This window comes from Gardnerella vaginalis, from assembly GCF_001546485.1.
GTDB classification, from domain to species: Bacteria; Actinomycetota; Actinomycetes; order Actinomycetales; family Bifidobacteriaceae; genus Bifidobacterium; species Bifidobacterium vaginale_D.
Window position 1 is genome coordinate 4,095 of record NZ_KQ956831.1, and the last position, 14,097, is coordinate 18,191.

A 14,097-nucleotide genomic window follows, 5' to 3' on the forward strand; every position below is an offset into this window, starting at 1 on the left:
TTCTTGCGTGCGTTCTTGCGTGCGTTCTTGCGAGCACTCCTGCAGCATCGCAAGCGCAATATTCGTGTGCGTGGCGGCAATATCGATGTCATGTTCAGGATCTGTGCTCGTATTTTGCAAAATTTCAAGCGCTTGATTGAGCTCTTGAATTGCCTCATTCGTACGACCGGTTTCGCTGTAAAGCATTGAAAGATTGTTGTGAAGTGCTGCGAGCTTGCGGTTGTGTGGTCCAAGAGTTGTTGCAGCATCGTTAAGTGCCTGAGCGTAAATTTTGGTTGCAGAATCGTAGTTGCCAGCTGCCCGCAAACTTGTTGCCGCGTTAATGAGCGTGGTAGTGCCGGCTTCGGTGCCAGCTAGGTGCATCTTTTTTGCCAAATCTAGCGCATTATCAATGATTGGCTTGTTTTTTGTGTGCTCGCCGCGCGAACGGTAGAATCCCATGAGTTCGTTGAGAATAGATAGTTGCAGAGGATTATTGAGGTCACTATTGCGTTGAGTTTCAGCAAGTTTTTGCATCAAATACGATTCAATTGCATTTGCGCTCGCGTGATTTGCAAACATCTTGTCAAGCTCGCTATATAACTCCGCAGCGTTCTCCATCAAAGCTCCCTTGCTATTGCCTTGTGTGCCAAATCGACATTAACTTTACAGCCTTGCAACGAAAATGATATGTGAGGACTTACTTGAGTGCTGTGTATTATCGCGCGCTATAAAAGCGGGTATATGCGTTGAGACTGCATCAAATAGGTTTGAACAAAAGCGACATAATCACGCCAAAATCAAAAGTCGGGCTGGCGGGATTTGAACCCGCGGCCTCTTCGTCCCGAACGAAGCGCGCTACCAAACTGCGCTACAGCCCGATGTTGAACGCATCTGAGCAAGAACAAACCCCTATAGCACGATTACTATAGAATGAAGTGATCATAACGCCTCAACAACGTCGCTATATTATCGTGCAGTAGATACAAATTTGAAATGTGTGTCGTTGTGTTGTTAAATACCATGCTATGGATGCTGTATGAGTTTATGCAAACTGATATGCAATTGCTTTTTATGTTTTTCCTAATGTTTTTTCCTTAATCTTTTATAGTGCTGTGCAATATTGGTGATGTTGTATGTGAGTAAGCGTGTCGTGCATATGTTATTTTGCATCATTATTGTGTGATTGAATTTTATAAGCACGCAATTTTATAAACGAGATGCGTAAGATTTCGCTATCTTTTATAAATTTCGTAAATAATATAGTTTATCTTGTGAAAAGAATAAAAATTTTTTCTGTAAAAATATTTTTTCGCTGAAAACAGAAAAATATAAAAAATTCCTATAAATCTTGATGAATGCTGCACATAATTATTTCCTCAAGAATGAAAGAGTTAAGAAAAACGGCTGCATCGCACTTGTCTGTAGTCCCTACTGGCTACAATTAGCGATTATGACTGACACCAATACTGCAATGTCTGCCGCTCAAAACGCCGCAGAAAATGACGCAACAGATAACGCCAATGAAATTGACACTGTTGAGCATGCTGAAATGCTGCTCGCTCAAGATGAGGCTATTGCAAAGCGCGTAAACGAAGGCGCAACTCTTGACGAAGCAATTGACCCAAGCAATAAAGAATTTGGACCTCTTGCTCATCCAGAGCAGGTACAGATGCGCGTTGCTAAGCGCGCGATGATGCTTAAGGAGGGTGTGCAACCTTATCCTGTGCATCTGAACGTTACTGACACCATCGAAAAGGTGCGTGCTGATTTCGACGGCAAACTTCAAGCTGGCGAAGAAACCGATACCGAAGTTGGTATTGCAGGTCGCGTGCTTTTCTTGCGTAACGCTGGTGGCTTGTGCTTCGTTCAGCTTTCAGCTGGCGACGGTACTACGATTCAGGCCATGGTTTCCAAGAAGGAAATTGGCGAGGAATCTATTAAGAATTTCAAGCAGATGGTTGATTTGGGTGATCACCTTTATGTTCGTGGTCGTGTGATTGCTTCTAAGACCGGCGAGCTTTCCGTTTTCGCAACCGAGTGGGCGATTGCAGCTAAGGCTTTGCAGCCGCTTCCAGCTTTACACAAGGAATTAAGCGACGATACTCGTACGCGCAAGCCATATATTGGTATGATTGCGGACGAGAAGATTCGCGATATGGTTCGTAGGCGTTCGCATGCTGTGGCTTCTCTTCGCCGAACTTTCGACAGCCACGACTTCTTGGAAGTTGAAACCCCAATGTTGCAGACGGTTCACGGAGGCGCTGCAGCTCGTCCGTTCACCACTCACATGAACGCTTTCGACATTGATCTTTATTTGCGTATTGCTCCAGAGCTTTTCTTGAAGCGCTGCTTGGTTGGTGGCATCGACCGTGTGTTTGAAATCAATCGTGATTTCCGTAACGAAGGTGTGGACGCAACTCACGCTCCAGAGTTCACTATGCTTGAGGCATACCAAGCTTACGGCACTTACGATACGATTGGCGCTCTTACTAAAGAGTTGATTCAAAAGGCTGCTGTCGATGCTTTCGGCTCTACCAAGGTGACTTTGCTGAACGGTGAAGAGTATGATTTTGGCGGCGAGTGGAAGCAGATTACCATGTACGGCTCACTTTCCGAGGCTTTGGGTGAGGAGATTACGCCGGAAACTTCCGTTGAGCATTTGGGCGCTATTGCAGACAAGCTTGGCGTTGAGCGCGACGAAGTGGAGAATCACGGCAAGTTGGTTGAGCACTTGTGGGAGCACTTCTACGAGGATAAGCTTTACGCGCCAACGTTTGTGCGCGACTTCCCAGTGGAGACTAGCCCGCTTGTTAAGGGTCACCGCACGAAGCCAGGAATGGTTGAAAAGTGGGATTTGTACGTGCGTGGCTTCGAGCTTGCAACCGGCTACTCCGAGCTTAACGATCCTGTTGTACAGCGCGAGCGTTTTGTGGCTCAGGCTAAGGATGCTTTGGCTGGCGATGTTGAGGCAATGGATATTGACGAGGACTTCATTGAGGCTCTCGGCGTCGGTATGCCTCCTGCTGGCGGCATGGGCATGGGTATTGATCGTTTGCTGATCGCTCTTACGGGCGCAACTATTCGCGAGACGATTACGTTCCCACTTGTGAAGCCACTTCGTTAGTTGGTAATTTTTAGTAGATTGTAAAGCCGTTGGATGTTGTTGAACATTCAGCGGCTTTTTGTATGCGCTGACGACCTGCTTGAGCGCAGCACAGCGCGCGCGAAGGCAACTCGGAGCGGAAACTCGCTTAAGTTGGAAGTCCAGTGGACTTCCAACGCGAGTTTCGTAAGCGAGTGCTAGTGCGAGCTTTAGAACACATTTGGAGCATTTAGGTCTGTCGTCGTAAGGCGTGAATAAACTAGGCAATTATGACATATAAATTAGTATTGCTCCGACATGGTCAGAGCGCATGGAATAAGACCAATCAGTTCACTGGTTGGGTTGATGTACCGCTGACTGAGCAGGGTGTTGAGGAAGCTAAGCATGGTGGCGAGCTTCTTAAAGAGAAGAACGTTCTTCCAGACATCGTGTTCACTTCTTTGCTTCGTCGCGCTATCAACACCGCGAATTACGCGCTTGATGCAGCCGACCGCCTTTGGATTCCAGTTCGCCGCAGCTGGCGTTTGAACGAGCGTCACTATGGCGCTTTGCAAGGCAAGAACAAGTCTGAGATTCGTCAGGAATATGGTGACGAGAAGTTTATGATTTGGCGTCGTTCTTACGCAACTCCACCTCCTGAGATCGATCCAAACGACGAGTATTCTCAGACGAACGATCCTCGTTACGCAGGCGATCCAGTTCCAGAAACTGAGGCTTTGGCAAACGTCGTAACTCGCGTAACTCCTTACTGGGAGTCGGATATTATTCCTGAGCTTAAGTCCGGAAAGACTGTAATGATTGCAGCTCACGGCAACAGCTTGCGCGCAATCGTTAAGATGCTCGACGGTTTGAGCGAGGAAGAGATTTCCAAGGTGAATATTCCAACCGCTATTCCGCTGCTTTACGAATTGGACGAAAACTTCAAGCCAATCAAGCCTCGTGGCGAGTATTTGGATCCAGAAGCTGCTGCTGCCGGTGCTGCCGCCGTGGCTGCTCAGGGTCAGAAGTGAGATTTTAATTCGCTGGCTTTAGTTCGTTTAAGTTAGCTTTGAACTGCTTAAGTTAGCTGTTAAAATAAAAGTAGGTTTGCAATTAATTTGCAGACCTACTTTTTTGTATAGTTATTTAAGCAACGTTTTTCACTACTTCGCTACTTCGCTACTTAATCCTCGCGAATCAAGCTACAACCGTGTCTTTATCTGGTTCCGGCGTCTTCGATGGGTCAAATCCAGACACAATAAACACTACTTGTCTTGCTGTGGCAACGCAATGATCTCCAATTCGCTCAATAAATCGGCTCAGCAGCACAACGTCAATCAACTGCCTGCGAGTACCATGCCAATTTTCTCCTTCAACCAACGCAAAAATCTTCTCATGCAACTTATCTAGCGCATCGTCACTCGCAATAATAGTTTCTGCCATTTTTACGTCACGATGAGAAACCATGCTTGTTAATTGCCCTGAAAGCTTATGTAAGAAATCAATCATTGTGACGATAATTTCGTGCGCTTCTTGTGGAATAGCAGAGTCAGGCCAAGTGCGTCTAGTAATTTGAGCGATATGGCTAGTCAAATCACCCATTCTCTCAAACGTTGCAGCTAATCGCATAGTGGCAACAACTTCGCGCAAGTCCGTTGCAACAGGGTTTTGGCGCGCGAGCAGCGTCAAGCATTGATCAATAGTGTTTGCTTCTAAGGCATCCAAATCTGCGTCTTTGTCAATAACGGTTTGCGCTGCTTCCAAATCCGCGTTCACAAGCGCGTTTCCAGCATCGTTCATAGCTTTTGACACAAGTTCAGCCATGCGTTCGAGGTTTGAAGCTACTGCCTTCATCTCTTCGTTGAAAATTACTCGCATGGTGTATCCTTTCCTTGTTGCAGTAGGCTTTTGTAAGTTTTAAGGCTACTTATTTGTCGCGTTTACTTTGCAGACATCCTTATCCGCAGACATCCTTATCAATTATAAACGACGCTCGTAACGAAGCGACTACATTGCGCATCGATGTGAAGAAAATGTTGCTTTTTAGCTGCAGAGTTACCAAAGCGTGCAAAATATGAGAGTATAAAAGTATGCCTCAAGATTTTTCTGCGATGGTGTTTATAGCATTTGGCATATTAGCGTTGTGCGTTTTAATTGCGCTGTTTATGTTAATGTCGGATTGGTTTTTGTTGTGCTGGCGTTTTGTGATGTGCGCATGTAATAGTATGCGCAGTACGCATGATAATTTACATGATAATTTACATGATCATATACATGATGATGCATACGATGATGCGCCTGATGATATAAGTGCAGATGCGGCTCAAGTTTTAGTCATGCTGAACACTCCAACTGTTGTTGTTGATGCTGATAATGATGTGATTCGAGCAAGTTCTGAGGCTTATATGTTGGGTGTAGTTATTGACGATTCGATTGCTCAATCTCGTGTGCTTCAGGCGATTAATACTGTGCGCGCTTCTGGTGGTTGTGAGCGTTTTGCCTTAGTAACTTCTACGCCTGATCGTTATATCACTATTGGAGATGGAGGAAACAACGAGGTTTCTGTACCTTCTGTATCCTCTGTATCTTCTGATCACCCAACTATTATTTCGCGACCAAACTGGCTTACTATTACGGTGGGTAATATTGGTCACGGTATGGTTGCGGTAGTTATTGAGGACACGAGCGCAACTCATCGTTTTGCGCAAACTCGTGATGATTTTATTTCAAATGTTTCTGAACAATTATTATGCTCAACTCGCACACTAACGCAGCTTACGAAAGTATTACAGGAAGATAATATATCAACGCAAAAAGTTAAAGAAGTAGCGCAAATTGCAAATAAATCTTCTAAAAAACTTGAACATATGCTCGAAGATTTGTTGTGGTTAGTTCGTGCACAAAATCCTATTGATATGAGTACTGCAAAAGTGCTTTCAGTACAAGAGATGCTGTGTTATGTACAAGAGCAGGTTTCGTCGCTTGCTGATTCTTGTTGTGTACGTGTGATATTGAAAGTAGATTCATCGCTACATGTGCGCGGCGAAGTTGAGCAGATTCGCACAGCAATTCGTAAGTTAGTTGAGAATGCGATTATATATTCTCCAGCAAATGCTGTTGTATCTATATCTGCTTCGCTTTCAGCAGATGGTCAGTACGCTGTTATTCGTGTGGTTGACCGCGGAATTGGAATTGATATGCAGGATCAGTCGCGCATTTTTGAGCGATTTTACCGAGCACATAATCAGAATAGTCAAAGTCAGGATGGTGTTGGCTTAGGACTTGCTATTGCAAAGCATGTGGCATTGACGCATCACGGGAACATTACATTATGGAGCAGACCAGGGCAGGGGACAACAGTAAGTTTTGCATTACCAGTAGTGAATAATTAGGTTACTTGTTTGGTTATTTGTTGAGATTACTTGTTTGGGTTACTTGTTGAGGTTGTTTGCTTCAGTGATTTGCTTAAATTACTTTCCCAATCGACGATAATCCCAACGATCAAAATGTTCCCAAATGAGTAACAAAATACCAATAATCGTTCCTGCTGTGCACACTGTTACCGGGAACCAAGTTGTTATATGGAGTGTTGCAAGAATAAGCGCAACGACTAAAGCTATCATCCATATAAGTGTGCCTATAGTGAAAATCTTGCGTAAATCCACTCGTAGCGGCTTGGGTGCCTGCTTTCGTGCGTCAGGATTAACTATAGGAGCAAACTTCATACTCCTACCATACACCGACTAGGTGCTAAGCTAAAAATAACTGTTTTACTTCTCTGCGTTTCCTACATCCTCGCCACGTTGTAGCCTTGTTGATTAGTGATTTGATAGTGGGCAGCGGCGTGCTAGGTTGTCGCAGTTCATGAGTTCTACATAAGAAAGTGATTCGTATGAAGCATGCTGCGCATGGTGCTCCAAAAGCAAAGAGGCACAATGATTTGCCTTTTTCGCTGTTTGTAGCACAACATGGTTTACACGGTGCACATAGTAATCGTGCTGCATCATGTGATAGTACGCGGAAGCTTAATTCTCGTGAAGGTTTGATAGCTGTTGCTGCAGATAATGGTGCGGTTGTGGAGCTTCCAGAGGAAGTTTCGCAGCGTTTACAAGAGCTTATTCCGCAAACTAGGCGTGCGATTCGTTTGTCACGTCTTGCGCATGAGCGTCGTCGTAATGTAATACTTTCAACTTCATTGTTGGCTATGGTTGGTGCGGTTGCTGCAACCATGTCTTTGACGAAAATGAATACGCTTGATTCGCATGCTGCTGTGCTTGAGCCTGCAATGACAACTATGGATGATCGAGCGCCTGTTCCTTCACGTTCTAGCCAACGTGAATCACTTGATTCAAAAACAGTGATTAATAATGCTGTGGATGCTTTAGAGAACGTTGCTGCTCGTAATGCTCATGCCAACAATACTGGTCGTAGTGCAGGTAGTTTCAATCAGCAGAATACTTCTTCTTTACAATTTGGCACTGCTTCCACCATATCTTCGCAATCAGATTCTTGGAATCTTGGTTCAGATTCAGGTTTTAATATTGCAGAAATGTCACGTTCTGCAGCTGATAACCCACAGGTTGCTTTGTTAATGGACAAAGATTCTGATGTGCTACCGAAGGATTTTAAACCGAACCATGCTACTGGTGACAGTGGTAATGCTTATGAGTTTAGTCAGTGCACATGGTGGGTGTATGTGCGTCGTCACCAGCTTGGTTTGCCAGTTGGTTCGCATATGGGTAATGGCAATATGTGGGCAGATTCCGCTCGTGGGCTTGGTTATTGGGTTGATCATACTGCTCGCCACGTTGGTGATATCATGGTTTTCCGTGCTGGTCAAGCTGGTTCCGATCCAGTTTATGGTCATGTTGCGATTGTTGAGAAAATTAATCCAGATGGTTCGATTGAAACTTCTGAATCAGGTGCTTCGTTACATGGTCGCACGTATTCACGTAAATTTGATGCTAAACAGATTTCGCAGTATCAATTTATCCATTACTGATTTTTGCTACGCTCATTGCTAGGTATCGTTTATTCTCGTGATTGCGTGCAGTCTATCTGTAGTTTGTATGTAGTTTGTATGTAGTTTGTTTTTCTGTAATTTGTACTGATATTGTTGGGAATTAGGCTAAGATTATTTGCTAAGATTTCTATGTAGTAAGTTTATGATGTAGTAGGTTTATGATATCGTACGAAAGTATGCTAAAAAAGAGTAGGATTTTTCCGGTTATTGTATCAGCGACGGTTGCTGCTTCGATGTTTTCTGTAATGGCTCCAATCGCCGTCGCGGAGTCTTCGCATAAACTCGATGATTCAGCTGTCACATCTACGCGTTCATTCCCAAAGGTAACAAGCGTTCGACGTGATATTTTAACTGAATCTACTTCTACGGATGTTGATCCTAATTCTTCTTGGGGTAGTATTGAAACTCTTAATGTACCACAAACTAAGTCTCCTAAAGAAATAGCTGCTGAGCGAGCTCGTCGTGCTATTACTCATGCTGCTGCTGGTGTTGGTGCTGATGCGCCTGCTAGCCGTTCTGGTGTTCGTGGAGTAGTTCAACAGGCGCCGATGCCGGTTGTTGTACCTCCAGATGGTAAGTCAGTGGCTGCTTTATTGAATTTTGCTACGCAATTCTTGGGCAAAGTGCCATATCGTAGCGGTGGTAATACGCCAGCCGGATGGGATTGTTCTGGTTTTGTACAGTATGTTTTTGCTAATATTGGTGTTGCGTTGCCTCGTACTTCTGGTGCACAAGCTACAGTGGGTACGCCAGTTCCAAGTCTCGCGCAAGCTCAGCCGGGCGATATTATTGCGAACGGTCAGCACGCTTCTATCTATGTCGGTAATGGTATGGTGATTAATTCTCAGCTTGCTGGAACCAAGTATGATCCAATTCGTTATGTGTTCCCAGGCAGCTATGCTATTCGTCGTATTCTGTAGTTATATATCGCAAAACTATCGGCATTCAATCTAAAATTACGCTACAATAGTGAGTACATGTTGTACACAAGTGACGCTGTTGTTACAAGTGCTATATGAGGAGGTTGGCGTATGGTTCCCGAAAAGGCTGTGCTGGTTGGAGTTGATGGTTCTCACGCGAGTTATAAGGCAGTGTGGTGGGCGGCAAATTATGCAAAGCATGCTAATTTGCAATTACAGATTGTTTGTGCTTATTCTTTGCCAAGTTATGCTGCAGTTTCATTTGATGCTACGTATACTGCAATCGGCGACGATAAAGCAGCTCATCACGATGCGCAAGAAATTCTTTCAAAAGCAAAAGCTGTGGCTCTTGAACAAGGTGTTGATGCAACTACTTTGATTGTTACTGGTGACCCTTCATCAGTTTTCGTTGAACTTTCGCGCAACTATCAGCTTATTGTGATTGGTAACCGTGGCAAGGGTGGTTTGGCGGAACGTTTGCTTGGAACGACTAGCTCGTCGCTTCCTGCGTACGCGTATTGCCCAATTGTTGTTGTGCCTTATACTGATGACGATGGTCAGCGTATTCACTTGAACAATACCATTACTCGAGTGGCTGTTGGTTCTGATGAGTCTAAGTGGGGTCTTAAAGCGCTTGAAATTGCAGCTAATTTAGCAGATAGTTGGAATGCGGAGCTTGATGTGATTTCTGCAGTCCCTAGTGTGCAAGGTGCTGAAGGTGATACCGCTGTGATGGGATCGTATATGGAAGATCTTGAGGAGCGTGTGAAGCCGATTTTGAAGAATTTGCCGAATTTGCAGATTCATCGCACTGTGGTGCCTGGCTCTGCTGTTGATGCGTTAACTCAAGCGAGTTTGAATCATGATCTCGTAGTGGTTGGTTCTCGTGGACGTGGTGGATTCACTGGCTTGCTGCTTGGTTCTATCAGCCAAGGCTTGTTACAGCATTCTTCAAGACCTGTCTATGTGGTTCCGCGTAAGTATGTGGAATATAATGCTGCGCAAGTTGCGGAAGCACAGAAGCAACATACGGAAGCGTCTGTTGATGATATTTCCGGAGTGCATGAAGTTGATGTGCCAAAGGCTGGGGTAGAAGCAGCTAAAGAGATTGAGCAGACGATTGATCCGCTTCGCTGACGTTTGCGAGGATTTTAAGCGTTTACTAGCGTTTTCTTCGAGCATTATGGGTGCTATATAGGTACTTACGGGTGCTTTATGGGTACTTATGGGTACTTACACGATTGCTTACACGATTGCTTTGTTGTGTAGATATGATTGAGTGGAATATATCTTACTTTTGTGTGCGTGATAAGTTTGTTGAAAGGGGATGAAATATGAAAGCTTTAGATATAGCGTCAATTTTTATTAATCGATATGGAAAAACGCTAGCATTAACCAATCTCACTTTGAATAAGCTAGTATATTTTGCACAAGTAGAATCGTTGCGTAATAATCCTGAATGCCCGCTGAATTCATACCCCCTCGTAACTAATTGCATTACTTTGTGTAGGTTCTACACTGTGCAAAATTTGCATACTGTCTGATACGATAAGAAATGAAGGGTAATAAGAAAAAAGAGGATGATTACAATGACTAGAGCGATAGATGTAGCCAAGTATATACTTGAGCAACGCGAAGCACGTAATCATATGACGACGACTTTCGCACTGCAAAAGCTTTTATATTATGTTCAAGCGTGGATGCTTGTAGCTCAAGATAGGCCGCTTTTTGACGATCCAATTACAGCTTGGAAACATGGTCCAGTGGTAAAAGATATTTTTAAGACATATTGTAAGGGACGCCGATATATTTTCCCCAGGGAAATACCTGATGGTGAAAGTAGTAAAGTGTCTCGAGAAGATCGTGCTGTTATTGATCGTGTGCTCAGCTTATATGACAATAAAGATGATAAGCATTTAGGTGACATGCTTGAACAGATGAGTCATGAAGAAGAACCATGGTCAAAAGCTAACTTGAATGACACTATCACCACTGATAGTATGCTTGCGTTCTACTCGATGGTTCAAGCGAATGAAGTCAAGTCATCAGCTCCAGTGCCTAATCTTGCTGATGTGTCAAAGCGAACGTTTATTAGTAGTGAAGATGCACAATTCCTTGAGAATCTGATTGCAGGGGAATGATGGCAGTTAGACTCTGGACTCGCATAATTAATCTTGACTATTCGGTAGATTTAGACTCGTTCCATTGTGATGAACCTGAGCTTGATATCTGGGTGCATCGTGACGCGCTTGAACAGCAGGAAGAAAGTAGTTGCGCTGTGCATGTTGCATTAGACGATAGTGATGAAGTAATTGGAATTTTCACTTTATCTTCTTATTATTTGCAGCACCGTGTAATACCTCAGCAAACAAAGGATGATACTAACTTATCTGGCAATATTCCGTGTGTGCTTTTGGGAAGACTAGCAGTAAACAAAGAGTATCAAGGCCAGTCGCAAGGAAGCCTACTTGTTAAAGAGGCTATACAAAGGGCGCGTAAGAACTCTGTTAATGTTGGTTGTAGATTTTTGTATACGCAAGCATTAAATGATGATCTTATAGACTGGTATAGGAAACTTGGTTTCATATCTTTGCCTAGGAACCCAAGAAACATGCTTTTTGATTTGAAATCTCAGAAGCAATGAACTTATAAGGTTAGATTACTATTGATTTATTGCTGGTAGACAAGAAAAGCAAAAAGCTCTAGGCGTGATGCCTAGAGCTTTCGTCGACCGAGTACTCCCAATCCATTTCTATAGGGTATACCGCATTACATTGAGAAAGTTAGTGTTTTTATGTTGGGGTTGCATTATGCTTCATTTTGATTCGCTTAAGTTTGAACATGATACAATTCTATTTAAGTTTCATGTAATTCAAAAGCTAGAGTCCCAAGATACATTATTATGAGTGCAAGTAATGTAGCGTTTAATATTCCCGCGCTTCTTGATGACTATACGTCGTGGTTGCGTGAGTCTTCTACTGTTGAGCGAATTGGCGAGTGGAATAAGATTACGTTGCCGTTGCCTGATTGCTCTGGCGACGACCTTGTTTTTTATGTGCGTATTGATCGTGGTAACAGTGTTGCTTTTACTGACGATGGTTATATTTTTGCTACTTTAGAACATAAAGGTATAAGCATTGCTGAAAAGCGTTTGGAACGCGTGCGATGTTTGGTGCGCAGTTATGGCGTGAATATCACTAACAATGGTGAAGTTACTCTTGATACTGAAGATAGCTACGCTAATGCTTTGAACCGTTATGTTCAGGCTCTTTTGTCGTTTAATTCTATGAACTTAGACGTTATATAAGTATTATGCTTCGTTTTGATTCGCTTTATGATGATGCCGCGCGCCTTGGTGTGCGCGTTGAAGAACGTCGCCTTTCTGGTAGTGTGTGCGGCTATTACTACGATGCTTGTAGGCTGATTCTTCTTGATGAGCGTTTGGCTGATCATCAGCGTTTGTGTGTAAAACATATATAGGCGAGGCGCGCATCGAATAAGCCGAACTGCAAATATTCACTTTGTTAATAGTAGAATATATGTCTAATGAAAGGAGTGAGTAATGGATAGTAATGTAACGGTTCTTAATTCTGAAAATAGCGCGAATTTTACTGTTAAGTATGATGGTATTGCGTTACAGTCTCATGAAATGGACGTTAAGCAGCTTGCTCCTGCACTTTTGGCATTATCTCAAGCGTTTGAAAAGATTCAAGCTCATACTGCTCCTAATTGTGTTATATCGTTGAAAGCAAAGGCTACTCGTGAGGGTTCTTTTAATATTGACCTTATTGCGAGTGTTGCTAATAGCATTGTTGATTTGTTTACTAGCAATCCAGTAAATGCTGTAGCTAATGCGTCTGCTATTGTTGGTGTGTTTCTAGGAGCAGTTAAGCTTGTTAAGCATTTTTTGCATAAGGGTGCTCCAGTAAAACAGACTCCTGATAAAACAGATGAACGTACTGGGTTGGAGTGCGTAAAATTAGAGTTTCCAGATGGCTCTAAGTTGACTACTTACAAGGCTTCTGTTGAGCTTTTAACAAATGAAGAATATTTGAAGGCTTTGAAGGCAACTGTTGAACCTGCTACGTCTGATGGTGTTGATTCTGTAACGTTTAGCGATGATTATTGTGCAGAAACTGTAGATTCTGAAGAAGCGTATGGAATCTCGCAGTATTCTTCTGCAAGCGCCAAAACGGAGGAGAGTACCGTTGAGATGGTGGTGCAAGCGTTAGATATTTCGTTCCGTGATGGTGGTAGATGGCGTATTACTGATGGTGTGAAAACTCAGTTTGTTCAGGTTGAAGATAGGGATTTTATTAAGCGTTTGAATGATGGTAAAGAGTCTTTTAGAAAGAACGATATTTATAAAGTTGCTATGCTGATTCGTAAAAGTATTGACAATAATGGCATGTTGACGACTCAATATGTTTCTATTAAGCAAGTTTTAGAACATAGGACTGCATCAAGCCAGCCACCATTGTTCTAGTTTGTTTTATCTACACAAAAAGTGTTGAAAACATTGGGGTTTGCTACAAAAAACGCCACTGTGTGAGCAGTGGCGTTTTTGCGTTTGTGGAGTCGCGGGGAATTGAACCCCGGTCCGGTGACCGTACCCTCGGTCTTCTACGTGCGTAGTCTGCTGGCCGTGCGGCAGTTTTTCTGCCCCCATGTTATCGCAGACAATTCATGGCGAGCATATCTACAGAAAAAGTCCCTGAATTGCCCTGCAGCCCGGCAATTCAAGCAAGTCTTCTCATGACGTTCAGCACCACCCCGAAGACGTGAGTGGGTGAACGGAGCAGCTGCTCACTGGTTAATCCTGGCGCGAAGCTCAGGCAGCGAGAGCGAACTCAGTGCGATTAGATTTAGCACTTATTCTTTTGCGAAAGGACGTTTACGAGTGGACTTTCGCATTCTCGGCACGCTTCCCCGCGGCGAACAGATCGCCGTCGAAACCGATCGACCCCTTTTGATTTTTCAAACAATCGTTGCTTTAAAGCACACGTTTTCACATTGTATCATATATTGCGCGCTGTGCTGCGCTCAAGCAAGTCGTCAGCGCACACCAACCACAACCTAGTTTCTAAAAT

14 protein-coding genes, 1 tRNA gene and 1 other RNA gene are annotated in these 14,097 nt (G+C 43.7%); 11 read left to right on the forward strand and 5 right to left on the reverse strand.

The features are described from left to right. The coding region (locus HMPREF3208_RS06390) for a tetratricopeptide repeat protein (RefSeq protein ID WP_155639945.1) at nucleotides 1-600 on the reverse strand (600 nt) is incomplete at its 3' end. Between the two features lie 186 nt (nucleotides 601-786). After that, nucleotides 787-860: transfer RNA gene (locus HMPREF3208_RS01155), tRNA-Pro, on the reverse strand. A gap of 572 nt (nucleotides 861-1,432) precedes the next feature. Here HMPREF3208_RS01155 and lysS point away from each other — a divergent pair. Together lysS and HMPREF3208_RS01165 are read left to right on the forward strand one after the other, a co-directional pair. After that, a complete protein-coding gene (gene lysS, locus HMPREF3208_RS01160; RefSeq protein WP_081091144.1) occupies nucleotides 1,433-3,106 on the forward strand; it encodes a lysine--tRNA ligase in 1,674 nt (557 codons plus the stop codon). Nucleotides 3,107-3,354: 248 nt separating this feature from the next. Continuing rightward, complete coding sequence (locus HMPREF3208_RS01165; protein ID WP_004128801.1) at nucleotides 3,355-4,095, forward strand: phosphoglyceromutase; 741 nt, start codon at nucleotides 3,355-3,357, stop codon at nucleotides 4,093-4,095. A gap of 166 nt (nucleotides 4,096-4,261) precedes the next feature. On the opposite strand, the gene phoU is transcribed toward HMPREF3208_RS01165, so the two are convergent. After that, nucleotides 4,262-4,942 (reverse strand): phosphate signaling complex protein PhoU, encoded by a 681-nt coding sequence (gene phoU / locus HMPREF3208_RS01170; RefSeq protein ID WP_064346819.1) that lies wholly within the window; start codon nucleotides 4,940-4,942, stop codon nucleotides 4,262-4,264. A 212-nt stretch (nucleotides 4,943-5,154) separates the two neighbouring features. Here phoU and HMPREF3208_RS01175 point away from each other — a divergent pair, with 212 nt between their 5' ends. Continuing rightward, nucleotides 5,155-6,456: a sensor histidine kinase gene (locus HMPREF3208_RS01175; RefSeq protein WP_064346821.1), complete on the forward strand. Its 1,302-nt coding sequence runs from the start codon at nucleotides 5,155-5,157 to the stop codon at nucleotides 6,454-6,456. 78 nt (nucleotides 6,457-6,534) lie between these two features. Here HMPREF3208_RS01175 and HMPREF3208_RS01180 read toward each other — a convergent pair whose 3' ends face one another. After that, complete coding sequence (locus HMPREF3208_RS01180) at nucleotides 6,535-6,789, reverse strand: DUF2530 domain-containing protein (protein WP_064346823.1); 255 nt, start codon at nucleotides 6,787-6,789, stop codon at nucleotides 6,535-6,537. Nucleotides 6,790-6,956: 167 nt separating this feature from the next. Between HMPREF3208_RS01180 and HMPREF3208_RS01185 the strand changes: the two genes are divergently transcribed. The 8 genes from HMPREF3208_RS01185 to HMPREF3208_RS01215 all read left to right on the forward strand — a co-directional run bounded on the left by HMPREF3208_RS01185 (nucleotide 6,957) and on the right by HMPREF3208_RS01215 (nucleotide 13,493). Next, nucleotides 6,957-8,066 carry a CHAP domain-containing protein gene (locus HMPREF3208_RS01185; RefSeq protein WP_064346825.1) on the forward strand — a complete coding sequence of 370 codons (1,110 nt, stop codon included), beginning with the start codon at nucleotides 6,957-6,959 and terminating at the stop codon, nucleotides 8,064-8,066. Between the two features lie 179 nt (nucleotides 8,067-8,245). Continuing rightward, a complete protein-coding gene (locus HMPREF3208_RS01190) occupies nucleotides 8,246-9,007 on the forward strand; it encodes a C40 family peptidase (RefSeq protein WP_064346827.1) in 762 nt (253 codons plus the stop codon). Nucleotides 9,008-9,118: 111 nt separating this feature from the next. Then, a complete protein-coding gene (locus HMPREF3208_RS01195; RefSeq protein ID WP_016637364.1) occupies nucleotides 9,119-10,144 on the forward strand; it encodes a universal stress protein in 1,026 nt (341 codons plus the stop codon). Nucleotides 10,145-10,596: 452 nt separating this feature from the next. After that, nucleotides 10,597-11,148: a Panacea domain-containing protein gene (locus tag HMPREF3208_RS01200; RefSeq protein WP_064346828.1), complete on the forward strand. Its 552-nt coding sequence runs from the start codon at nucleotides 10,597-10,599 to the stop codon at nucleotides 11,146-11,148. Further along, complete coding sequence (locus HMPREF3208_RS01205) at nucleotides 11,148-11,651, forward strand: GNAT family N-acetyltransferase (RefSeq protein WP_064346830.1); 504 nt, start codon at nucleotides 11,148-11,150, stop codon at nucleotides 11,649-11,651. The genes HMPREF3208_RS01200 and HMPREF3208_RS01205 overlap by 1 nt, the downstream gene beginning before the upstream one ends. 258 nt (nucleotides 11,652-11,909) lie before the next feature. Next, complete coding sequence (locus HMPREF3208_RS01210; RefSeq protein ID WP_230953033.1) at nucleotides 11,910-12,314, forward strand: DUF1828 domain-containing protein; 405 nt, start codon at nucleotides 11,910-11,912, stop codon at nucleotides 12,312-12,314. A gap of 5 nt (nucleotides 12,315-12,319) precedes the next feature. After that, a complete protein-coding gene (locus HMPREF3208_RS06400; RefSeq protein ID WP_230953035.1) occupies nucleotides 12,320-12,487 on the forward strand; it encodes a hypothetical protein in 168 nt (55 codons plus the stop codon). Between the two features lie 82 nt (nucleotides 12,488-12,569). Then, nucleotides 12,570-13,493: an LAPAL motif-containing putative phage structural protein gene (locus HMPREF3208_RS01215; protein WP_064346832.1), complete on the forward strand. Its 924-nt coding sequence runs from the start codon at nucleotides 12,570-12,572 to the stop codon at nucleotides 13,491-13,493. Between the two features lie 84 nt (nucleotides 13,494-13,577). On the opposite strand, the gene ssrA is transcribed toward HMPREF3208_RS01215, so the two are convergent. Beyond that, nucleotides 13,578-13,974: a transfer-messenger RNA gene (gene ssrA, locus HMPREF3208_RS01220) on the reverse strand. Nucleotides 13,975-14,097: the final 123 nt, after the last annotated feature.